The sequence below is a fragment of the Variovorax sp. P4_B11 genome, from assembly GCF_056402355.1.
Genome location: NZ_JBFUHO010000077.1, coordinates 1 through 20,417 on the forward strand (window position 1 = coordinate 1; position 20,417 = coordinate 20,417).

Genomic DNA, 20,417 nt, shown 5'->3' on the forward strand with positions numbered 1-20,417 from the left:
GGCAGCGACCACACGCAGTGAGGGAGCGTGGGGGCYGGCCCAGGCCGSCGCCGGGCCGCCCCAAGGCGGCCTGCGGCCCCCTCGGGGGGCAGCGACCACACGCAGTGAGGGAGCGTGGGGGCTGGCCCAGGCCGCCGCCGGGCCGCCCCAAGGCGGCCTGCGGCCCCCTCGGGGGGCAGCGACCACACGCAGTGAGGGAGCGTGGGGGCTGGATCTAGACCCGGCCGCCGTAGGCGGAGGTGATCTCGTCGGCAGCCGCGCGCACCGTGGCGCCGAGCCGTGCGAAATCGGTGCTCTTGATACGCTGCGTCGGCCCGACGAGCGAGATCGCGCCGAAGGGCTGGCCATGCTCGTCGCGGATCGCGGCGGCAATGCAGCGCAGGCCGACCGCGTTCTGCTCGTCATCGATCGCATGGCCTGCGCGGCGTACCTCGCCCAGCGTCTCGTGCAGTCGCGACGCGCGCGCAATGGTGTTGTTGGTCAGCTTCGGCAGGCCATAGGTGCGCAGGTACTGCAGCACGTCGTCCTCCGCCATCGCCGCCAGGATCGACTGCCCCATCGCGGTGCCGTGCAGCGGCGCCCGGAACCCCGGCTTGCCGATGGCGCGCATCGTTTCGCGGCTTTCCACCTGCGTCACGAAGACGATGTCGCCGAGATCGGCAATGCCCAGGTTGATGCTCTCGCCGGTGCTGTCGCGCAGGCGCCGCATCACCGGCAGCGCGAGATGGGCGATGCGCCGGCGCCGCGCGAACGCGGCCCCGACGGAGAAGCAGCGCACGCCCACATACCAGAGGCTGGTTTCGCGGTCGAACTGGACGAAGCGCCGTTGCTCGAGTGTCGTGAGCAGGCGGTGGGCCGTGGACGAAGACAGCCCGCTGTGCGCCGCGATGTCGACCAGCCGATAGCCCTCGTCATCTTCGGCGAGGAGTTCCAGCAACTGCATGGCCCGCGTGAGCGACTGCACGGTGCCGTCGCTGTCCCGGTCGATGCGGGTGACTCTGGTTGTCTTTCCGGGTAGGCGAGGCGAGATGGCTGTCATGGCGTGCCTTATGCAAGTTGCGCGCCATCGGCCTGAGGTCACGGAACGCGATACGCCCCCGGATGGTCGGTGACAACCAAAATGTCAAACACGGTGTTTACACTGATGTCGACATAATTTCGGGGCGCCTGCCGCCAGCGCGCCGCCGCATCGTCGGCCCGCACATGCGCAATCGCGCCATGACCGAGCCCGGCAATCTCGAAGAGGCTGCGCCACGGCGCCGGCCGTTCTGGCGCTTCTGGTGATCGGCTCCCGGAAGGCCGGGGCCCCGGCGCTATAGCCCGGTGTCGCCCCCCGCCGGCTCGGCGCTGTCGAGCCAGGCGTTGGCCAGCGTATAGGACACCGCCAGCAGGACCGGGCCGACGAAGATCCCGACCAGCCCGAAGCCGAGCAGGCCGCCGATGACCCCGGCGAAGATCAGCAGCAGCGGCAGGTCGGCACCGCGCTTGATCAGCATCGGGCGCAGGAAGTTGTCCATGGTGCCGACGATCACCGTCCAGACCAGCAGGAAGATGGCCCAGCCGGTCGAGCCATTCCAGAAGACCCAGACCGTGGCCGGCGCCAGCACCAGCGTCGGCCCGAGCTGGACGATGCACAGCATGAACATCACCGCGGTGAGCAGGGCCGCGAAGGGCACGCCGGCGATGGCGAGTCCGATGCCGCCCACCACGGCCTGGACGATCGCCGTCACGCCCACGCCGAGCGCCACGCCCCGGATCGCCTTGCCCGCCAGCACCACGGCGTCCTCGCCGCGCGGCCCGCCGAGCCGGCGGCCGAATCGCCGGGCCTCGTGGGCCGCCGATTCGCCCCCCGCGTACATCAAGCCGGCAATGACCACGGTCAGCAGGAACTGCAGGGTCAGCGCACCCACCACGCCGGCCTGCGAGAACAGCCAGCCCGTGACGCGCGAGGCATAGGGCGTGACCTTGGCCTCCAGGCCCGAAACCCCCGACGACACCAGTTCGTCCCACGCCAGCATCAGCTTCGGCCCGACGAAAGGCAGGCGGCCGATCCAGTCGGGAAGCTGGGGCGGGCCCTTGCTGATCTGCAGCCTGAACCAGGCGATGACTTCGTCGGCGTTGGCCGCGATGGTCGAGATCGCCATCGTCAGCGGCAGCACGAACAGGAGCAGCAGGATCAGCATCATCACCAGCACCGCGAGGCTGCGCCGCTTCCAGAGCCGGGCCTCGAACCACAGCAGCGCGGGCCAGGTGGCCACCACGACCATGATGGCCCAGATGGTCGCGCCGAGGAACGGCCGCAGGATCCAGAGCGAGGAGCCGATGAGCAGGACGATGGTCAGCACGCTGAACGTGATCTTGGCAAGGTCCGAGCGCGTGTCGGTCATGGTGCTTCACCCTTTTTCGCTGAATGCCCCGCGGTCCTTGCGATGGCGGCCCGCGGCGGTGGCGCCATCGTAGCCGAGGACCGGCGGGCAGCCGGCTGCTCGATCAGGGCGAGCGGTGCAGGCGCGGCGCCGACAGCGCATCGATGCTCTGCGCGATCGTCTGGTCGAGGTCGCGCCAGCGCCCGGACAGGCCGGCCTGGGCCATTGCCGCCCGGAGGGCGAGGATGTCCTTCACGCTCGGCGCGACCTTGATCTGCGCGATGGCCGCGTCGGTGTTGCCGCCCTTGAGGAGCAGCAGCACCTTGGCCGCCCATTCGCTTGTTCGTGCCATGGAGTCACCTGCTTCGGATCGGGGAGCCGACTTTACACCGGCGAGTTCGAGCTGAAGCACGGAGCGCGCCTCTTGAGCGCTCCCGGGCCCGTGGCAAGACGCGGTTTCGCTTGTGTTATGGACGAAGCTCCGCGAAAGCACGGACCGGGAAGGCGGCCGCATCCTTCGCCTTCAGCGGGACGGAAAAAAAGCGGAACGGCGCGCCGTGCAGGCTAGACAGTCCGGTGAGGTTCTCCACGATGAGGATGCCTTGCCTCAGAAACCGGGTATGCGCCGGACGTTCTGGATCCTGCGTGGAGTCGACGTTCGCGCAGTCCACCCCGAACAGGGCGATTCCCGCATCGCAGAGCCGCGCCACCACTTCAGGCGAGACGAACGGGTGCAATCGGTAGGTCTGCGTTCCCCAATGGCGATCCCAGTCGAAGTTCACGAGCACTGCCCGGCCTGCGAGATGCTCGGGAAACTGCAGGTCCGTCCACCCCAGCTGCTGCCTGGGGCCCGCGCGCCGGGCGTCGATGACGACGCCGTCCAGCACCAGGCGGCTGAGTTCGATGGAAGCGACATCGTCCGCACCTTCGAAACGGTGACGCGGGGCATCCATCTTCGTGCCGACGGAGCTCTGGAATGCCACGTCGGAGATCTCGAACGAGGCCTTGTTCTCGTAGTGCGGGAGCGACTGCGCATGCGTCATGTAGGGTCGAATGTGCGCCGTGAGTTCGACTGTTTCGCCGTCTTCCTGCTTGAAGAGGACGCCGGGCATCCCGTCGTGGAATACGTGTGAGAGGTCGACAAACATTTGTTCATCCCCGCTTGACTTCGGCGCAGACACCTGCGTTGCGCTGGCGGCTCGCGCTCAGTGCCGATCGTGAGGCACCATAGGATGCAAGGGGCGGGCGGTCAAGGGCGCTCGAATCGGTCAGTGCGAAGAACATGCGGTCGAGGCGCACGGTGCCGGCGACAGCGCGCACCTCATGTGTCCTTCGGGTCGAAGAAACGTCGAGACAGACCGTCACGCCCAGGATAGAACTTGAAGTAAGGCCGCGCCTGATCAATGGTGAGCGCCACCGATGGATGGTCCATCAACCGCTCGAAGTAGGCAGCCAGGCGCACGTGCCGCGGCGACAGGGGCACGTAGGTCACGGCATAGAACAAGGCCGGCGCCGCGGCGCAGTCGGCCATGCTGAACGCATCGCCGGCCACCCAGGTTCGCCCTTCAAGTTGGCGGTCGATGAACGCATAGGCCGACGACAGGCCTTCTCGCGCCCGAGTCACGCCGTGTGCGTCGCGATCCCCTTGCGGCCGCAGAAGGTCGGCGGTGAACACCTGCATCGGGGTCATCACGTACAGGTCGAAGAGCCGGTCCCACAGACGCACGTCGAGCGCGGCGTCCGGGTCATGCGGGATGAGGGTGCGGCCGGGGCGCGCATGGTGGCGCTGCAGGTGCTCGATGATGATGCTGGTCTCGGGGACGGGCCGGCCCTGGTCGACCAGCAGCGGCATCTTGCCCGTGGGACAAAGCGCCAGGTAGGCCGCTCGCTCGACGGGGTCGGACAGATCGAGCAGCCGCTTGTCGATCTCGACGCCCAACACGTCGACCGCGATCAGGACCTTGTGGCAATAGGACGAGAGCGGATGGTAGTGCAGCGTGGGAACAGTCATGAGCTTCAGAACAGAGCCTTCTCACCCGGCTTCAGCGCCAGCACGCGCGTGGCAGCGTCCCCGAGCGCCCGAATGGAATGTACTCCTCGGGCGTCCCCGGCGCGTACATCGGGATCTGGTGCATCAGTGCCAGCGATAACTGGGAGTTCCCGTTCCAGCTTAACGGGACTCGCCTTGGGGCAGTCCTTCATAGCATCTAAGCCATTTCCTTGCGGCCCTCGAAATAGGCAGCCAGGCGCAGTCGTTCCCGCTCGAACGGCGACATGCCGGCGAGAACCGCCTTCCAGTCGCCGATACGGCCCGCGCGGTCGATGTCCTCGCAGGCGGCCGCGAACGCGAGCGCACCGACCATCTTGCTGGCGCCCGCCATGCGGTGGGCGCATTGGGTGACCTGGGGGACGTCTTCGGCGGCCACCGCCTGCCTGAGTCCGGCCGAGTCGTCTTCGCAAGTTCGCCGGAAGGCGGCAAGCACCTCGCCCACCATCGCCGCGTCGCCAAGGCAGTTCGCCGTGAGGAGCGCCTGGTCGATCGGGCTGGCGCAGGGGCCGGCCTCCGGGCTCGCGTCGGCGGGAGCGGTGGACGCCGAGGGGGCTCGGGGAAGCGGCAGCCATCGATCGAGCTTGTCGGTCAGCTGCGCCAATTCCACCGGCTTGACCAGGAAGTCGTCCATGCCGGCGGCCAAGCACGTCTCGGCCTCCCCCTGCAGCGCGTTGGCTGTGCAAGCGATGATCGGCATGCGCTCGCGCCCCGCGTCGGATTCCAGGCTGCGGATGCTGCGCGCCAGTTCGTAGCCGTCCATGTGGGGCATGTGACAGTCGGTGATGACCAGCCCGAAGCGACCCGCCTTCCACATCTCCAGGGCCTGGACGCCGTCTTCGGCCGTCTTGGCGGCATAGCCCAGCGTTCGCATCTGGCGCAGGATCAGCATGCGGTTGACGGGATGGTCATCCACCAGCAGCACCAGCGTTCCTTCCGTCTCGGCCTGCGCGGTGCCGGGCGCCACGCGGCGCACGACCGTGGCCGTCGTGAGCGCCCGCTCGTCGTCGGCAGTGCTGCCTGGCAGGGGCTCGGCGACCGGAAACGACAATTCCAGCATGATCGTGGTGCCCATCCCGGGCGCGCTTTCCATGCGGACCGTGCCTCCCATCATCTGCGCCAGCTGCCGGGAAATGACCAGTCCCAGTCCGGTGCCGCCCGGCCGCCGCCGGGCCTCGTCACCGTCCGCCTGGCTGAAGGGCTGGAACAGGCGCTGCTGATCCGCCGCAGAGACGCCGATGCCAGTGTCCTTCACCTCGAACCGCAGTCTTTCCTGCCCCTCCGCCCGCCCCAGCCATTGCACGTTGATGTCGATCCAGCCCTCGGCGGTGAACTTGATCGCGTTGCTGACGAAGTTGTTGAGGATCTGGCGCAGGCGCACCGGATCGACCCGCAGCGCCGGACTGATGCGCGGGTCGACCATCCGCCGGACGATCAGGCCCTTGCTGCTGGCATTGCCCAGGTAGAGGCTCTGCACCTCCTCGACCAGGCGCTTGATCGAGACGACCTCGGGGCGGATCTCCAGCTTGCCGGCCTCGATCTTCGAAAAATCGAGGATGTCGTCGATGATGCGCAGCAGCGACCGGCTCGATTCCCGCACCAGCCCGAGCGTCTCGCGCTGCTCGGCGTCCAGTTCGGTCAGGCTCAGCAGTTCCAGCATGCCCAGGACGCCGTTCATGGGCGTCCTGATCTCGTGGCTCATGGTGGCCAGGAAGGTGCTCTTGGCGCGGTTGGCGGCTTCCACCTCGGCGCTGCGCTGCGCCAGGGCCGAATTCAGCCGCTCGATTTCACGCTCCTTCTTCTTCCTCTCCGTCACGTCTTCCGCCATGGTCAGCAGGTAGCGCGGCTGGCCGGCGTCGTCGAGGATCGGGATCTTCTTCGCGTGGAGGACGTGCACGCTGCCATCGTGCGCATGAAGGGTCTCCTCGGGGATGTCCACTTCCAGGCCCAGCGCCAGCGCTTCCTTGTCCTTGGCCGTGAAGAAGTCGGCCTCCTCCGGGGAACTGACGAAGTCGTGAATCGTCTTGCCGAGCAGCTCCTGCTCGCTGCGCCCCGTCAACTCCTCCATGGCGCGGTTGGCGCGGACGAGCTTCAGGTCGATGGCGTTCTTGACCATGACTTGATAGGGGATGTGGTGGATCACCGAATTCAGGAACGCATTGGCTGTTTCCAGTTCGGCGGTGCGCAGGCGCACCCGCGCCTCCAGGTCGGCGTTGAGGGCACGCAGCTCTTCTTCCGCCCGGCGCAGCGCCGCCGTCTGCACTTGCTCGGCGAGCGCTCGCCGCACCGAGAATCCCAAGCGCCGCAACCGCCGCTTGAGGACATAGTCCGTGGCGCCAGCCTTCATGCAAGCGACCGCCTCGTCCTCGGTCATCGCGGTGGAAATGACGATCAGCGGCAGCTCCGGCCGCTGCTGCCGGACCTGCCGCAGCATCTCCAGGCCGCCGACTTCGTAGTCGGACAGCATCAGGTCGAAGGCTTGCCGATGCAGGGCGGAGACGAAGTCCTCCCGGGTCTTCACCCACACGACATCACAGCCAAGGTCCTCGTCCTGCAGCCTGGCCCGGATGCGCTCCGCATCGGCCGGGTCGTCCTCGAGATGCAGCACGCGAATGGCGGCGGTCATCTCGGCCCGCCTTGCTCGCCACGGAGCGCCGCGACGACTTCCTTGAACGCCTCGCGGTTCGGTTCGCTCAGCGCGGAAAGGGCCTCGTGGGCGTGCAGGATCCGCTTCTGCACCGAGGCCTGGTCGCCGTCCGCGCCCAGCGCGTAGAGCTCGGGCGCGGCGGGGCTGTCGTCCTGGACCGCGGCCAGCACCTGCTGCATGCTGAGTTCCTCGAACAGGGCGCGCACGGCCGGCCTCACCCCCGCGAGCACCACGCCGCCCCGGGCGACCAGCTCGTGCACCGTGCCGAGGCAGGTGCTGTCCATGTACTCGCAGCCGGAGAGGTCCAGCACCAGGGGGCGCCCCCCGTCCAGCACGGCCAGGGCCGTTTCATGGAAGGCGTCGCAATGCACCCAGCTGGCCCGCCCGCGCAGCGCAAGGTAGGCGGCCTGGTCGGTTTCGCCATAGAACACCGCCTCGCTCTCGGGCCGCGGCGCGCCGGATGCGGCAGCCGCGGGGCGCTCGGCGCCATTGTCGAACCAGGAGGCGCCGGCGTGGGCGTCGATCAGCAGGATGGTCACGTCATCCCGGTCCGCGCCCGCTGGCGCGCCCGCGTGGAGTTGAGCCATCACTTTCTGGGCACTGGAGAGCGGTTCGGCGAGCACCTGCTGCAGCAGTTCCAGCTCGCGTTCCGACCCGGAGGGCAGGAGCCCGTCGGTGTAAAGCAGGATCCGGTCGCCCGCCAGGAGCTGGAGGCGCTCCTGCTGGAAGTGCGCGTCCGGCGCCAGCCCGAGCGCGGGCCCGGTGCGGCGGATCAGGCGCGTTTCGCGGCCATCGCGTGCGTGCAGCACAGGCGGATGGCCCGCCGATGCCAGCGTGAGGCTCGCGTCCGACGTATCCAGCAGGCCGAAGACGGCCGTCAGGAACAGGCCCGGCGCGGCGTGCGCCTCGCAGATCGATCGGTTCACCGCGGCCAACACCTCCGCCGGCGGCAGCGGGAGGCCGGTCGCCGGGTCCACCAACACGAGCAGCTGCTTGAACAGCACCGAGAGCATCGCCGAAGTCACCCCGTGGCCGGTGGCATCGGCCAGGTAGAAGGCGAGGTGCTGCTCGCCCAGCCGGACCACGTCGTAGAGATCGCCGCCCACGTGTTGCCCCGGCCGGTAGACCGCCTGGATGCAGTAGCCCTCCATGGGGGGCGGGCTGCGCGGCAGCAAGGCGCGCTGGATGACCTCCGCGCGCTCGAGATCGCGGCGCAGCACTTCGGAGGTCTGCTCGAGTTCGAAGACCTTGCGCTGCAGCGCCCGGTGCAGCTGCTCGCGGTCAGCCAGCAGCTGCCGCCGCTCGAGCGCATTGCGCACCGCGACCCCCATTTCTTCCGAGCGCGGCGACTTCGGCAGGAAGTCGAACGCCCCCAGCCGGATCGCGGCCACCGCCGAGTCGAAGGTCTCCAGCCCCGAAAGGACGATCCATATGGCATCGGGCACCGCCTGGCGTCCCCAGCGCAGCAGTTCCAGGCCGTCCATCCGCGGCATCATGATGTCCGTCAGCACCAGGGCGACGTCCGGGCGCTCGCGCAGGACCTCCTGCGCCGCGATTCCGTCGGCCGCCTCCAGGACCGGCGCGCAGCCGAGGTTTTCCAGTGTCAGCTTCACCATCAGGCGGGCCACCGGCTCGTCGTCCACCACCAGCGCGACGGAAGGGACAGGCTCGAGGTTCATCACATCCTCTCGCAGCGAGAGTGCCGTGCAGGATGAATTCTCCGAGCCGGCGGGCGCGATGGCAAGCCACTGTGACAACAAGCGGCAGCGCAGATGTCCGCTTCAGAGCGCAGCGAACTTCCGCGAAGGCTCCCCCGTCACTGCGTCAGCGTGATGTTGGCGTCCTTGATGATCCTGGCGTAGATCGCGGCGTCCGCGCGCAGCACCTTCCGGAACGCTTCCGGCGTGCCGCCCGCGACCTGCAGGCCCAGCGCCTCGATCTTGGCCGTGACCTCCGGCAGGCGCAGGATGCGGTTGATCTCTTCCGACAGCTTCTGCACCACCGGCGCCGGCGTCCCGGCCGGCAGGAACACGCCGAACCAGCCGTAGGGATCGAAGGAGTGGTAGCCCAGCTCGACGAAGGTCGGCACGTCTGGCAGCCCCGGCATGCGCTGGGTGCCGGTCACGGCCAGGGGCCGCATCGACTTCAGGTGCGGCCGCGCGCTGGCGCTGTCGATGAAGGCCGAGGCGAGCTGGCCGCCGACCAGGTTGGTGACCAGCGGCGCGGCACCCTGGAAGGGCACATGCACCAGGTCGATGCCGGCCTGCATGTTCAGCAGCGCGCCCTGGATGTGGGCCGAGGTGCCGGCGCCGTAGCTGCCGAAGTTGTACTTGCCGGGGCTGGCCTTCACCATCTTGATGAAGTCCTGCAGGGTCTTGGCGGGCGAATCGAGCGGCACCGCCAGCAGGCTCGGGCTGCGCGCGATGATCGTGACCGGCGCCAGGTCCTTGAGCGGATCGTAGGGGAGCTTGTCCATGAGCGGCGGCTGCTGGATCAGCGCCGTGATGCCGATCAGCATCGTGTGGCCGTCGGGCGGCGCCCTGACCACGACCTGGTTGCCGATGGTGCCACCGGCGCCGGGACGGTTCTCCACCATCGCCGCCTGCCCCCAGGCTTCCTGAAGCTTCTGCGCGACGGTGCGCGCCAGCGAGTCGGTGGCACCGCCGGCGGGATACGGCACGATCAGCTTCAGCGGCTGGCTGGGATAGCTCGTTTGCGCCAGCGCCGGAACGGCCAGCAGGCTTGCCAGTCCGGCCGCAACGCAGAGCCTGCGCAGCATCGATGTCTCCATGGGCTTGTCTCCTCAGGAAGGGTTGAAAAATCCGGCGCATCGCTTCATGCAAGGGTTGCCGGCGATGTCGCTGTCATGTGATCGTTCAGAGCGTCTCGGCGGTGCCGAGGATCGCGGTGGCCTGGCTCGACAGCATGCCGCCGTTGCCGTGCGCGAGCGCGGTGCGCACGCCCGCCACCTGCCGTTCGCCGGCTTCGCCGCGCAGCTGCCGCACCGCCTCGATCAGCGCGAAGATGCCGTACATGCCGGGGTGCACGCAGGACAGGCCACCGCCGTTGGTGTTGACCGGCAGTCGGCCGCCGGGCGCGATGGCGCCGTCGGCGACGAAGCGGCCGGCCTCTCCCTTGGGGCAGAAGCCCAGGTCTTCGAGGAACAGCAGCGTGTTGATCGTGAAGGCGTCGTACAGCTGTACGACGCCCATGTCCGCCGGCGCGAGCCCCGCCATCGCGAAGGCCTCGCGGCCCGACTGGCTGGCCGCCGTGACCGTGAGGTCCGCCATCGAGGAGATCTGCCGGTTCCACACCGCGGTGGCGTTGCCGAGCACGTAGACCGGCTTCTTCGGCAGGTCCCTGGCGCGCTGCGCGCTCACCAGCACGAACGCGCCGCCGCCATCGGTCACCAGGCAGCAGTCGCGTACGGTCAGCGGGTCCGAGACCATGCGGGCGGCCAGCACGTCCTCGCGCGCGAGCGGCTCGCGCATGAAGGCTTCCGGGTTGAGCCGCGCCCAGGCGCGCGCCGCCACCGCCACGTCGGCCAGCTGCTCGCGCGTGCTGCCGAACGCGTGCATGTGGCGCGAGGCGGCCAGGGCATAGGCGGACACCGGCAGCATCGGCTCGTAGGGATGCTCGTAGGGCTGCGGATCGAGGAAGCGGCGCGCCGCAACGATCTCGCGCCGGCCGAAGGCGGCGCTGCGCTGCGCGCTGCCGTAGCAGACCAGCACCGCGCTGCACTGGCCGGAGCGGATCGCCTGCATCGCCGGCAGCAGGTGCGCGATGAAGCTGCTGCCGCCCAGCATCGTGCCGTCGATGTAGCGAGGATTCAGGCCGAGGTACTCGACCACCGGCAAGGCCCACATCGCGGCCGAAGCACTGGCGCTGCACAGCCCGTCGATGTCGCTCATCGCGAGGCCGGCATCGGCCACGGCCGCCCGGGCCGAGCGCGCCAGCAGCTCCATGTCGGTGAAGCCGGGCGCCTCGCCGCAGCCGAAGGTGGCGACACCCACGATGGCGGCGCTGCCGCGCAATGCCTTCAGTCCGGCGCTCATTTCCCGGCTCCCTCGAGGGCGTCGAACAGCAGCAGGCCGCGCCCATCTTTCAGCTGCACCCGGGCCTTGACGCGCTGGCCGATGCGCACGGCATCGGGCGAGAGCTTGTCGACGCGGCTCATGAGCCGCACGCCTTCGTCGAGGTCGATCAGGCTGACATTGAGGTCGCCGCCGTCCGCGGGCTTGCGCCGCACGGTGGTCACGGCATGCACGGTGCCGAGCCCGCCGGGCGCCGTCCATTCGAGCGCCGTGCTGCCGCAATGCGGGCAGCTCTCGCGCGGGTAGTAGACGTGGCGACTGCAATCGGCGCAGCGCTGGATCAGGAACCGGCCGGCATCGAGCTCGCGCTGGTGGAAGTCCTGCACGCCGATGGTGACTTCGGAGGGGTTGCCGTTCATGCTGCATGCTCCTTGTTCGTGGGCCACTGGAACGGCAGCGGCTGCTTGTCGAGAAAGCGCTGCACCGCGTCGCGGTGCTCGGCGCTGCCGAAGGCCAGCGCCTGCGCGTTCGCCTCGGCGTCGAGCAGTGCGGCCAGCGCCCCGGCATCGCCGGTGGCGCGCTTCACCAGGCTCACGGCCAGCGGCGACGCACCCGCGAAGCTCTCGGCCAGGGCCAGCGCGCGCGGCATGAGCTGGTCGGCGTCGTGCAGCTCCATCGCGATGCCGAGATCGCGGGCCTCGGCGGCGCCGACCTCGCGCGCCGACAGCATCAGTTCGCGTGCCCGCTGGGCGCCCACCACGCGCGGCAGCAGGTAGAAGGCCCCGCAGTCCGGCACCAGGCCCAGCTTGAGGAAGGACATGCAGAAGCGCGCGCGCGGTGTCGCCAGCACGAAGTCGGCGGCCAGCGCCAGGCTGAAGCCGGCGCCGTAGGCGGCGCCGTCGACCGCCGCGATGACCGGCTTGTCCATGAGGATCAGGTCGCTGAACCAGCGCTGCGTGCCCTGCATGCGGGCGCGCCAGCCCGCGTTGTCGAGCCCGGCGTCGGCGATGCCGCGCAGGTCGCCGCCGGAGCAGAACTGGCCGTTGGCGCCGGTCAGCACCAGCGCGCGGACCTCGGCGTCGCCGCGCACCTGCGCGATGACCTGGGCCAGTTCGTCGCGCAAGGCGGCGCTGAAGGCGTTGCGGTTGGCCGGCATGTCCAGCGTCAGCACGGCGGTGCCGCCGTGGCGCTCGAAGCGCAGCGTCGTGAATTCGTTCATGGATGGGGCTCCGTGGCGGCGGCGCGATGCGCTTCCTGCAGCTCGCGCCAGAGAATCTTTCCGGTGCCGGACTTCGGCAGGCTGTCGAGGAACTCGACGACGCGGGGCGCCTTGTAGACCGCCATGCGCTCGCGGCACCAGGCCACGATGTCCTCTTCGCCGACACGGCCGCGCTGCTGCGGCTTCAGCACCACCAGCGCCTTGACGGTCTCGCCGCGCTTGCCGTCCGGCACCGCGATCACGCAGGCCTCGTGGATCGCCGGATGCTCGTACATCGCGTTCTCGACCTCGGTGGGCCAGACCTTGTAGCCGGACGCGTTGATCATCCGCTTGAGGCGGTCGCGCAGGAAGAAGTAGCCCTCCTCGTCCATCGAGGCCAGGTCGCCGGTGCGGAAGAAGCGCCGGCCGTCGATCTCGACGAAGGCTTCGCGGTCGGCCGCCGGATTGCGCCAGTAGCCTTTCATCAACTGCGCGCCGCGCGTGACCAGTTCGCCCACCTCGCCGGGCGGCAACGGCTCGAGGCTGACCGGGTCGACGATGCGCGATTCGACACCCTGCGTCGGCATGCCCAGGCACTGGCGCTTGCCACGCGCGAGCGGGTTGGCATGCAGGAAGGAGGCGGTCTCGGTCAGGCCGTAGCCCTCGTTGTAGGCCAGGCCGTAGCGCTGCGACAGCATGGCCGAAACCGCTTCGGGCATCGCGGCGCCGCCGCCCGACAGCAGGGCCAGGCTGGACAGGTCGCGGCGCTGCGCCTCGGCATGCGAGAACAGGTCGATCACCATTGCCGGCGGCGCCGACCAGGCGCTGACCGCATGGCGCTCGATCAGGCGCGCGGCCATCGCGGGATCCCAGCGCGGCATCATCACGGCCGTGGCGCCGAGGAAGATCGGCAGGTTCATGCCGTTCTGCAGGCCCAGCATGTGGAAGAGCGGCGCGACCGCCAGCGTCACGGTTTCCACGTGCAGCTGCTTCCAGACCGCCGAGGAGGCCAGCGAGGCCAGCAGCGTGGCGTGCGTGTGCATGCAACCCTTGGCGAGGCCGGTGGTGCCGGAGGTGTAGGGCAGGACGGCGAGATCGTCGGGGGACAGGGACTCGGTGGCGGGCGCCAGGGCCAGCGCGACCGCCTGCTCGAAGCCGTGCAGCGACGCGTGGTCGAGGCTTGCGCGCGGCGCGGTGACCCAGTCGGGCCATGCGTCGTCGGTCGACGGCGCGGCGATGGCATCCGAGTAGGCATGGACGAGGACGTGGCGCAGCTCGCCTTCGCACTCGCCCAGCGCCAGTGCAGGCAGCAGATCCTGCGCGGCAACGGCGACGCGGGCGCCGCTGTCGACCGCGTAGTGGCGCACCTCCGCGGCCTTGCTCATCGGGTTCACCGGCACCACCACGGCACCGGCGCGCATGACGGCATAGAAGGCGATGACGAACTGCGGGCAGTTCTGGCTCGCCAGCAGCACACGGTCGCCCGGCGCGACGCCCAGCCGCTGCTGCAGGTAGCCGGCCAGTGCGTCGACCCGCCGGCGCAGCTCGGCATAGGTGGTCGTCGCGCCGCAGTAGGCGATCGCCGGCTTGTCGGGGAAGCGGCGCGCCGCCGTGTCCAGGTACTCGGGCAGGGTTGCACGCGGCACGCGCAGCTCGCGCGCCACGCCCTTGGGCCAGAAGCGCAAGTGCCGCGCTGTGTTCATGCTTGCCGCTCCAGGGCCCGGGCGATGATCTCCTTCATCACTTCGTTGGCACCTCCATAAATGCGGCCGACACGCACGTCGGCATAGAGCCGCGCGATCGGGTACGCGTTCATGAAGCCGTAGCCGCCGTGCAGCTGCAGGCACTCGTCGACGATGCGGCAGCAGGCGTCGGTGGTCCACCACTTGGCCATCGCCGCGGTCGGTACGTCGAGCTGGCCGGCCATCAGGCGCGCGATGCAGTCGTCGACGAAGGCGCGCGAAACCTGCGCCTGGGTCTCGCACTCGGCCAGCTTGAAGCGGGTGTTCTGCATCTTGAGCAGCGGCTCGCCGAAGACCTGGCGGTCGCGCACGTAGGCCACGGTCTCGGCGATCGCGCGCTGCATGGTCGCGACCGCGCCGACCGCGATCAGCAGGCGCTCGCGCGGCAGCTGCTGCATGAGCTGCCCGAAGCCGCGGCCTTCCTCGCCGCCGAGCAGGTTGTCCGCGTTCACCCGCACGTCGTCGAAGAACAGCTCGGTGGTGTCCAGCGTCTTCTGGCCCATCTTGTCGAGCAGCGGGCCACGGCGGAAGCCCGGCGTGCCTTCGGTCTCGACCATCAGCAGCGAGATGCCCTTCGAGCCGCCTGCCGCATCCGTCTTGGCCGCGACGCAGACCAGCCCGGCGTGCATGCCGTTGGTGATAAAGGTCTTGCTGCCGGTGATGCGCCAATGATCGCCATCGCGCCGCGCCTGCGTCTTGATGCGCTGCAGGTCGGTGCCGGCGCCGGGCTCGGTCATCGCGATCGCCGCGACCAGCTCGCCGGTCGCCATGCGCGGCAGCCAGCGGCGCTTCTGTTCCTCGGTGCCGTAGGCAAGCAGGTAGTGGGCCACGATGCCGCTGTGCACGTTGTTGCTGAAGCTCTGCGCCATCGCGCGCATCTGCTCCTCGCAGACCACGGCCTCGTGCAGGAAGCTGCCGCCGCCGCCGCCGTATTCCTCGGGGATGCTGGCGCACAGCAGGCCGGCCGCGCCGGCCTTCGTCCAGATGTTGCGGTCCGCGTGGTGCTGGGCGCGCCAGCGCGTCTCGTTGGGAACGCACTCGCGCTCGAAGAAGCGGCGCGCGCTGTCGCGCAGCATCTCCAGTTCCGGCGTCATCCAGGCGCGGCTCGCACTCACGGCCGACCGCCCCCGCAGACCAGCACCTGCCCGCTGACGTAGTTCGATTCCGGGATGCAGAACATGTAGACCGCGCCGGCCGCTTCCTGGGGCGTGCCGCCGCGGCCCAGCGGAATCAGGGCCTCGGCGTTCTTGAGGATCTGCGGATTGACGCCGACCCTGATCTGCCGGCCCTCGATGTCGATGCTGGCGCCCGCGGCGGCATCCGCCTCGGTCAGCCGGGTCTTGATCAGGCCGAAGGCGACGCTGTTGACATTGACCTTGTAGCGGCCCCATTCCTTGGCCATCGCCTTGGTCAGGCCGTTGATGCCGGCCTTGGCGGCCGCGTAGTTGGCCTGCCCCGCGTTGCCGTACACGCCGGAAGTGGACGAGATGTTGACCACCTTGCGGAACAGCTCGCGCCCCTCGTCGGCTTCGCGCCGGGCGGCATCGCGGATGAAGCCGGAGGCCGCGCGCAGGATCCGGAAGGGCGCGGTCAGGTGCACGGCCAGCATCGCTTCCCACTGCGCGTCGCTCATCTTCTGCACCACGTTGTCCCAGGTGTAGCCGGCGTTGTTGACGATGATGTCGAGGCCGCCGTAGCTCTCGACGGCCGTGCTCACGAAGCGGTCGGCAAAGCCGGCGTCGGTCACGCTGCCGGCGCAGGCGATGGCGCTGCCGCCCGCCGCCACGATCTCGGCGACCGTCTGCGCGGCCGGATCGGCATCGAGGTCGTTGATGACCACGCGCGCGCCATCGCTGGCCAGCTTGAGCGCGATCTCGCGCCCGATGCCGCGGCCGGAGCCGGAGACGATGGCGACCTTGCCTTCGAGTTTTCGGTTCATGTCTCTTCCTTTTTTCGGTTTCACGGCCAGGCGACCAGCGCCTCGCCGGTCAGCCTGGGGGCGCCATGCTGGTTGGTGGTCGCTACATGCAGTCGCACGCAGCGCCGGCCTTCGTGCTCGAACTTCTCGGCGATCCGGCCGGTGCAGCGGATGCGCTCGCCGACCTGGGTGATGGCGGCGAAGCGCAGGTCCAGCGATCGGATCGCCGACTGCGGGACCCAGTGCGTCAGCAGCCGGCCCAGCCACGCGGCCGACAGCATGCCGTGCGCGAACACGTCGGGCATGCCGGCCGCGCGCGCGAAGTCGGTGTCGACGTGGATCGGGTTGTGGTCGCCGGAGGCGCCGCAGTAAAGCGCCAGCGTGAGGCGGCTGATGGCCGGCAGCTCGAGCGCGGGCAGTGTGTCGCCCGGCTGCAGCGTGTCCCAGTCAGGCAGGGTGATGGCGCTCATCGGCAGGCCTCCGCTCATGAATGGCGCACCACGGTCACGCAGCGCAGATCGGCCACCAGCGCGGCGCGCTGGTTGGTCACGCGGGTGGTGCGCAGCACGAACTCGAGCGCCCCGCCCTTCTTGTCGTAGATGTCGGCGATGCGCTGCTCGTAGGTCAGCGTGTCGCCGGCATAGGCCATCGCGTGGTAGCTGAAGCCCTGCTCGCCGTGCAGCAGGCTGCGGTAGTCCATGCCCAGCAGCTCGCGGACGGCGGCGGGATCGGGGGCCTCCATCTCGAGGCAGAACAGGAAGGTGGGCGGCACCGGCAGGCCCGGATGTCCCGCGGCGCGGGCGGCAGCCTCGTCGATGTAGACGGGGTCGGTCTGGCCGGTGGCCTTGGCGAAGAAGCGCAGGCGGCCCTTTTCCACTTCCACCTGGAAGGGCGGCAGCGTATGGCCGATGTGGCGGCGGTCGATCATTGCGCCGACTGGTAGAGCGTCACGACGCAGGCGCCGCCCAGGCCCAGGTTGTGCTGCAGCGCGAGCCGCGCGCCTTCCACCTGACGCTGCTCGGCCTGGCCGCGCAGCTGCCACACCAGTTCCGCGCATTGGGCGAGCCCGGTGGCGCCGAGCGGATGGCCCTTGGACAGCAGGCCGCCCGAGGGATTGGTCACGACCCGGCCACCGTAGGTGTTGTCGCCCTCGACGATGAAGCGCTCGGCCGTGCCCTCGGGCGTCAGGCCCAGCGCCTCGTAAGTGATCAGCTCGTTGGCGGTGAAGCAGTCGTGCAGTTCCACCACGTCGAGTTCCTCGGGGCCGATGCCGGCGGCTTCATACACCTGAAGCGCCGCCGCGGCCGTCATGTCGTAGCCCACCACCTTGCGCATGTCCTGGCTGTCGAAGGTCGAGGCCGTGTCGGTGGTCATCGCCTGTGCCGCGATCACCACCCGCATGTCCAGGCCGTGCTTCTTCGCGAACTCGGCCGAGCAGACGATCGCGGCGGCGGCGCCGCAGGTGGGCGGGCAGCACTGGAAACGCGTGAGCGGATCGAACACCGGCGCCGAGGCCATCACCTCGTCGAGCGTCAGCGTCTGGCGGAACACCGCGAGCGGGTTGCGCGCCGCATGCTGGCGCGCCTTCACCGCGATGCGACCGAAGGTGTCGCGGCGGATGCCGTGCTGCGCCATGTAGTCGCGGCCGGCGCCGCCGAAGAACTGCGCCGCGCGCGGCGCTTCGGGGACGAAGCCCTGCTTCTCGGTCATCGCTTCGGCGAAGCGCGCCATCGGCGACGGCCGGTCGTCGTAGGCGCCCTTGAGCGCGCCGGGCTGCATCTGCTCGAAGCCGAGCGCGATCGCGCATTCGACCATCCCGCTCTCGACCGCCTGGCGCGCGAGGAACAGCGCGCTCGATCCGGTGGAGCAGTTGTTGTTGAGATTGAAGACCGGGATGCCGGTCAGGCCGACGCCGTAGATCGCTGCCTGGCCGGCTGTGGAATCGCCGTAGACATAGCCGACGTAGGCTTGCTGCACGAGCGAATAGTCGACGCCGGCATCGTCGAGCGCGAGCCGTGCGGCGCGCGCGCCCATCACGGTGTAGGGGTCGCTGGCGCCGGGCTTGGTGAAGGGGATCATGCCCACGCCGACCACATGGACGGGGCGCTGCATACGCGTCATGGAAACTCCTCGATGGAACTGGGGACGATGGGGCAAGTCTCGGGCGATGGGCCGGCCTCGACAATCGCGGATCGGGCCAAAACGATTGGCCGAAACGTTCACGCGGGGTCGCGGTAGCGGAAGGTGCCCATGGCGCGCGCCGCCACCTCGCCGCCGGCATCGGTGACGGTGGCTTCGCAGAAGCACACCGAGCGGCCGCCGCCGGTGGTGCTTGCCTTCGCCTGCAGCCGCCCGCTGGCGGGCCGCATGAAGGCGATGTGCATGTCGACCGTGACGAGCTCGCGCCCATAGGCCACGCGCGATAGCGCGGCATGCGCCATGGCGCTGTCGAGCAGGGTCATGAGCACGCCACCATGGCCGCTGGCATGGTTGTTCAGCAGCTCGGGGCGCAGTTCCACCGACACGATGGACTCGCCGCCTTCGGCGCGCTCGACCCGCAGGCCGAGGTGCTCGGAGAACGGAACGTGGCGCTGCGGGCCGCTGCGCGGCTTGTCGCCCTGCTCCCGCGGCGTCACGGCGAGGTGGACACTCATGCCGCCTCCCGCTTCGATGCCGCCGCCGCCGCGGTGAAGTCGCGCGGTCCGGTCAGCGCCAGGCCGCCATCGACAGGAATGACCGCGCCGGTGATGTACGAGCCCCAGTCGCTGGCCAGCAGCATCGCCATGCGGCTGATGTCCTCGATGCGGCCCAGGCGCTTGAGCGGCACGCGCTCGGCCATTGCCTTCATCGTCTGGTCGGTGGGCGCGAGGCGCTTCAGCCCTTCGGTGTCGGCAATCGGACCGGGGACGATCGAGTTGATGCGGATGCCCTGCGGCCCCCATTCGAGCGCCAGCACCCGCGTCAGCATGTCGACGCCGGCCTTGGCCGCGCACACGTGGGCCTGGAAGGGGGTCGGGATGAAGGCCTGCCCGGCGGAGATCTGGATCACGCAGGCGCCGGGCTGGCGCAGGTGGGCATGCGCCAGCCGGGCGACGTTGAAGCTGCCCAGCAGGTCGATGTCGACCACCGTCTTGAAGGCGTTGGGCGACATGTCCAGCGCGCCGGCAAGGAAGTTGCCCGCCGCGCCCGAGACCAGCACGTCGATCGGGCCGAAGCGGTCCGCAGCCTGCGCGAAGGCACTCTCCAGCGCCGGCGGCTGGCGCACGTCCGCCGGGATGCCGAGCGCCTCGGTGCCGAGCGCCTCGAGCTGCTGCGCCGCGGTCGCGACCTTGTCGGGCGACCGGCTCAGCACCGTGATGCGCGCACCGGCGCGCGCGAAAGCCTGGGCGATGCCGAAGTTGATGCCGCTGGAGCCGCCGGCCACGAACACATGCCGGCCCTTGAAATCGAAGGCGGAGAAGTCCATGCGGTTCACTCCGGCTTGAAGCCGAGCTCGGCCAGCATCTTCGCGTCGCGCTCGAACTGGGCCTTGGCGTAGGCCGCGTAGGCGCTGCCGTCGATCCAATGCGCCTGCATGTCGAACTGGTCGAGCTGGTTCAGGTAGGCCGGGTCGGCAGCGGCCTTGCGAAAGGCAGCGGCCAGGCGCGCGGCAATCTTCGGGTCGAGGTTCTTCGGCGCCACCAGGCCGACCGGCGACTCGATGACGAGGTCGTGGCCGAGCTCCTTGACCGTCGGCACGCCGGCATAGCGCGGCAGGCGCTCGGCGGTGAAGGTGGCCAGCAGCCGCACCTTGCCCCCCTGCACCTGCGGGCCGAAGCCGGGGTCGCCATAGACATCGAGATGGCGGCCGATCAGCGCGGTGAAGGCTTCGCCGCCGCCCTTGAACGGCACCATGTTGAAGCTCGTGCCGTTCATGCGCGCGAGCCGTTCGCCGTAGATGCGGTTGATGCTGGTGGCGCCCACGGTGCCCCAGCTGATCGCGCCGGGCCGCTTCTTCGCATCGGCGAGCAGGTCGTCCAGTGTCTTCCACGGCGCGTCGCTGGCCACCGCGATGCCGGTGGCCATGCCGAACAGGCCGGCCAGGTAGCTGAAGTCGCGCAGCGGATCCCAGTTGACCTTTTGCAGCAGCGGCGCGCGGATCACCGAGTTGTGCATCACGGCCAGCGTGTAGCCGTCGGCCTCGTTCATCAGCGCCACCGAGCCCGGGCCCGTGATGCCGCCGGCGCCCGGCCGGTGCATCAGCACGATCGGTTGGCCAAGGTCGCGCGATGCGACGTCGGCCAGCGCGCGGAACATGGGGTCGAAGGAACCGCCGGCCGGGAAAGGCATCACCAGCGTGATCGGCTTGCTCGGGAACGGATCGGCGGCGAATGCGGGAGCGGCCGCCGCGGTGGCGCCGATCGCGAGCAGCGCAGCGACGGCCGCGCGACGCCGCATCGAGCGGAAGGGTGGGTTCATGGAGTCT

At 69.5% G+C, this 20,417-nt stretch carries 21 protein-coding genes; 1 reads left to right on the forward strand and 20 read right to left on the reverse strand.

Annotated features, from left to right (window positions below; all coding sequences use genetic code 11):
* Positions 1-214: 214 nt before the first annotated feature.
* Positions 215-1,039, reverse strand: coding sequence for an IclR family transcriptional regulator (locus AC1DYD_RS36160; RefSeq protein ID WP_478177552.1), 825 nt, complete (start codon positions 1,037-1,039; stop codon positions 215-217).
* A 62-nt stretch (positions 1,040-1,101) separates the two neighbouring features.
* On the opposite strand from AC1DYD_RS36160, the gene AC1DYD_RS36165 reads away from it, so the two are divergent.
* The gene (locus AC1DYD_RS36165) at positions 1,102-1,284 is read left to right on the forward strand and encodes a hypothetical protein (protein ID WP_478177553.1); all 183 of its coding nucleotides are present in this window, start codon (positions 1,102-1,104) and stop codon (positions 1,282-1,284) included.
* Between the two features lie 29 nt (positions 1,285-1,313).
* On the opposite strand, the gene ydiK is transcribed toward AC1DYD_RS36165, so the two are convergent.
* The 19 genes from ydiK to AC1DYD_RS36260 form a co-directional block, all read right to left on the reverse strand.
* On the reverse strand, positions 1,314-2,387 hold the full coding sequence (gene ydiK, locus AC1DYD_RS36170) for an AI-2E family transporter YdiK (protein ID WP_478177554.1): 1,074 nt from the start codon (positions 2,385-2,387) through the stop codon (positions 1,314-1,316).
* Positions 2,388-2,490: 103 nt separating this feature from the next.
* Positions 2,491-2,718: a hypothetical protein gene (locus tag AC1DYD_RS36175; protein ID WP_478177555.1), complete on the reverse strand. Its 228-nt coding sequence runs from the start codon at positions 2,716-2,718 to the stop codon at positions 2,491-2,493.
* A 115-nt stretch (positions 2,719-2,833) separates the two neighbouring features.
* Positions 2,834-3,514: a cyclase family protein gene (locus tag AC1DYD_RS36180; RefSeq protein WP_478177556.1), complete on the reverse strand. Its 681-nt coding sequence runs from the start codon at positions 3,512-3,514 to the stop codon at positions 2,834-2,836.
* 173 nt (positions 3,515-3,687) lie between these two features.
* Entirely contained in the window at positions 3,688-4,377 is a 690-nt protein-coding gene (locus tag AC1DYD_RS36185) for a glutathione S-transferase family protein (protein ID WP_478177557.1), read from the reverse strand.
* Between the two features lie 196 nt (positions 4,378-4,573).
* A complete protein-coding gene (locus AC1DYD_RS36190) occupies positions 4,574-7,039 on the reverse strand; it encodes a PAS domain-containing hybrid sensor histidine kinase/response regulator (protein WP_478177558.1) in 2,466 nt (821 codons plus the stop codon).
* Positions 7,036-8,739 carry a SpoIIE family protein phosphatase gene (locus tag AC1DYD_RS36195; protein ID WP_478177559.1) on the reverse strand — a complete coding sequence of 568 codons (1,704 nt, stop codon included), beginning with the start codon at positions 8,737-8,739 and terminating at the stop codon, positions 7,036-7,038. The genes AC1DYD_RS36190 and AC1DYD_RS36195 overlap by 4 nt, the downstream gene beginning before the upstream one ends.
* Positions 8,740-8,876: 137 nt before the next feature.
* On the reverse strand, positions 8,877-9,851 hold the full coding sequence (locus tag AC1DYD_RS36200) for a Bug family tripartite tricarboxylate transporter substrate binding protein (protein WP_478177560.1): 975 nt from the start codon (positions 9,849-9,851) through the stop codon (positions 8,877-8,879).
* An 85-nt stretch (positions 9,852-9,936) separates the two neighbouring features.
* Positions 9,937-11,115: a thiolase gene (locus AC1DYD_RS36205; protein WP_478177561.1), complete on the reverse strand. Its 1,179-nt coding sequence runs from the start codon at positions 11,113-11,115 to the stop codon at positions 9,937-9,939.
* Entirely contained in the window at positions 11,112-11,513 is a 402-nt protein-coding gene (locus AC1DYD_RS36210; RefSeq protein ID WP_478177562.1) for a Zn-ribbon domain-containing OB-fold protein, read from the reverse strand. Before AC1DYD_RS36210 ends, AC1DYD_RS36205 begins: the two co-directional genes overlap by 4 nt.
* A complete protein-coding gene (locus tag AC1DYD_RS36215; protein ID WP_478177563.1) occupies positions 11,510-12,313 on the reverse strand; it encodes an enoyl-CoA hydratase/isomerase family protein in 804 nt (267 codons plus the stop codon). The genes AC1DYD_RS36210 and AC1DYD_RS36215 overlap by 4 nt, the downstream gene beginning before the upstream one ends.
* A complete protein-coding gene (locus AC1DYD_RS36220; protein ID WP_478177564.1) occupies positions 12,310-13,995 on the reverse strand; it encodes a long-chain-fatty-acid--CoA ligase in 1,686 nt (561 codons plus the stop codon). The genes AC1DYD_RS36215 and AC1DYD_RS36220 overlap by 4 nt, the downstream gene beginning before the upstream one ends.
* Positions 13,992-15,128 (reverse strand): acyl-CoA dehydrogenase family protein, encoded by a 1,137-nt coding sequence (locus AC1DYD_RS36225; RefSeq protein ID WP_478177580.1) that lies wholly within the window; start codon positions 15,126-15,128, stop codon positions 13,992-13,994. The genes AC1DYD_RS36220 and AC1DYD_RS36225 overlap by 4 nt, the downstream gene beginning before the upstream one ends.
* Positions 15,129-15,145: 17 nt before the next feature.
* Complete coding sequence (locus AC1DYD_RS36230) at positions 15,146-15,973, reverse strand: SDR family NAD(P)-dependent oxidoreductase (RefSeq protein ID WP_478177565.1); 828 nt, start codon at positions 15,971-15,973, stop codon at positions 15,146-15,148.
* Positions 15,974-15,993: 20 nt separating this feature from the next.
* Positions 15,994-16,422 (reverse strand): MaoC family dehydratase, encoded by a 429-nt coding sequence (locus AC1DYD_RS36235; RefSeq protein WP_478177566.1) that lies wholly within the window; start codon positions 16,420-16,422, stop codon positions 15,994-15,996.
* A gap of 14 nt (positions 16,423-16,436) precedes the next feature.
* Positions 16,437-16,880, reverse strand: a complete 444-nt coding sequence (locus AC1DYD_RS36240) for a MaoC family dehydratase N-terminal domain-containing protein (protein ID WP_478177567.1) — start codon at positions 16,878-16,880, stop codon at positions 16,437-16,439.
* Entirely contained in the window at positions 16,877-18,064 is a 1,188-nt protein-coding gene (locus AC1DYD_RS36245; RefSeq protein ID WP_478177581.1) for a lipid-transfer protein, read from the reverse strand. The genes AC1DYD_RS36240 and AC1DYD_RS36245 overlap by 4 nt, the downstream gene beginning before the upstream one ends.
* Positions 18,065-18,171: 107 nt before the next feature.
* A complete protein-coding gene (locus tag AC1DYD_RS36250) occupies positions 18,172-18,606 on the reverse strand; it encodes a PaaI family thioesterase (protein ID WP_478177568.1) in 435 nt (144 codons plus the stop codon).
* A complete protein-coding gene (locus AC1DYD_RS36255) occupies positions 18,603-19,418 on the reverse strand; it encodes an SDR family oxidoreductase (RefSeq protein ID WP_478177569.1) in 816 nt (271 codons plus the stop codon). The genes AC1DYD_RS36250 and AC1DYD_RS36255 overlap by 4 nt, the downstream gene beginning before the upstream one ends.
* Before the next feature lie 5 nt (positions 19,419-19,423).
* Positions 19,424-20,410: a tripartite tricarboxylate transporter substrate binding protein gene (locus AC1DYD_RS36260; RefSeq protein ID WP_478177570.1), complete on the reverse strand. Its 987-nt coding sequence runs from the start codon at positions 20,408-20,410 to the stop codon at positions 19,424-19,426.
* Positions 20,411-20,417 lie beyond the last annotated feature (7 nt).

Excerpts from the sequence above, each read along its gene's own strand:
- AC1DYD_RS36235 (WP_478177566.1), bottom strand. The coding sequence starts at position 16,422 with ATGAGCGCCATCACCCTGCCTGACTGGGACACGCTGCAGCCGGGCGAC.
- AC1DYD_RS36215 (WP_478177563.1), bottom strand. The coding sequence starts at position 12,313 with ATGAACGAATTCACGACGCTGCGCTTCGAGCGCCACGGCGGCACCGCC.
- AC1DYD_RS36225 (WP_478177580.1), bottom strand. The coding sequence starts at position 15,128 with ATGACGCCGGAACTGGAGATGCTGCGCGACAGCGCGCGCCGCTTCTTC.
- AC1DYD_RS36205 (WP_478177561.1), bottom strand. The coding sequence starts at position 11,115 with ATGAGCGCCGGACTGAAGGCATTGCGCGGCAGCGCCGCCATCGTGGGT.
- AC1DYD_RS36200 (WP_478177560.1), bottom strand. The coding sequence starts at position 9,851 with ATGGAGACATCGATGCTGCGCAGGCTCTGCGTTGCGGCCGGACTGGCA.
- ydiK (WP_478177554.1), bottom strand. The coding sequence starts at position 2,387 with ATGACCGACACGCGCTCGGACCTTGCCAAGATCACGTTCAGCGTGCTG.
- AC1DYD_RS36180 (WP_478177556.1), bottom strand. The coding sequence starts at position 3,514 with ATGTTTGTCGACCTCTCACACGTATTCCACGACGGGATGCCCGGCGTC.
- AC1DYD_RS36185 (WP_478177557.1), bottom strand. The coding sequence starts at position 4,377 with ATGACTGTTCCCACGCTGCACTACCATCCGCTCTCGTCCTATTGCCAC.
- AC1DYD_RS36195 (WP_478177559.1), bottom strand. The coding sequence starts at position 8,739 with ATGAACCTCGAGCCTGTCCCTTCCGTCGCGCTGGTGGTGGACGACGAG.
- AC1DYD_RS36165 (WP_478177553.1), top strand. The coding sequence starts at position 1,102 with ATGGTCGGTGACAACCAAAATGTCAAACACGGTGTTTACACTGATGTC.
- AC1DYD_RS36230 (WP_478177565.1), bottom strand. The coding sequence starts at position 15,973 with ATGAACCGAAAACTCGAAGGCAAGGTCGCCATCGTCTCCGGCTCCGGC.
- AC1DYD_RS36190 (WP_478177558.1), bottom strand. The coding sequence starts at position 7,039 with ATGACCGCCGCCATTCGCGTGCTGCATCTCGAGGACGACCCGGCCGAT.
- AC1DYD_RS36220 (WP_478177564.1), bottom strand. The coding sequence starts at position 13,995 with ATGAACACAGCGCGGCACTTGCGCTTCTGGCCCAAGGGCGTGGCGCGC.
- AC1DYD_RS36255 (WP_478177569.1), bottom strand. The coding sequence starts at position 19,418 with ATGGACTTCTCCGCCTTCGATTTCAAGGGCCGGCATGTGTTCGTGGCC.
- AC1DYD_RS36160 (WP_478177552.1), bottom strand. The coding sequence starts at position 1,039 with ATGACAGCCATCTCGCCTCGCCTACCCGGAAAGACAACCAGAGTCACC.
- AC1DYD_RS36250 (WP_478177568.1), bottom strand. The coding sequence starts at position 18,606 with ATGAGTGTCCACCTCGCCGTGACGCCGCGGGAGCAGGGCGACAAGCCG.
- AC1DYD_RS36260 (WP_478177570.1), bottom strand. The coding sequence starts at position 20,410 with ATGAACCCACCCTTCCGCTCGATGCGGCGTCGCGCGGCCGTCGCTGCG.
- AC1DYD_RS36175 (WP_478177555.1), bottom strand. The coding sequence starts at position 2,718 with ATGGCACGAACAAGCGAATGGGCGGCCAAGGTGCTGCTGCTCCTCAAG.
- AC1DYD_RS36240 (WP_478177567.1), bottom strand. The coding sequence starts at position 16,880 with ATGATCGACCGCCGCCACATCGGCCATACGCTGCCGCCCTTCCAGGTG.
- AC1DYD_RS36210 (WP_478177562.1), bottom strand. The coding sequence starts at position 11,513 with ATGAACGGCAACCCCTCCGAAGTCACCATCGGCGTGCAGGACTTCCAC.
- AC1DYD_RS36245 (WP_478177581.1), bottom strand. The coding sequence starts at position 18,064 with ATGCAGCGCCCCGTCCATGTGGTCGGCGTGGGCATGATCCCCTTCACC.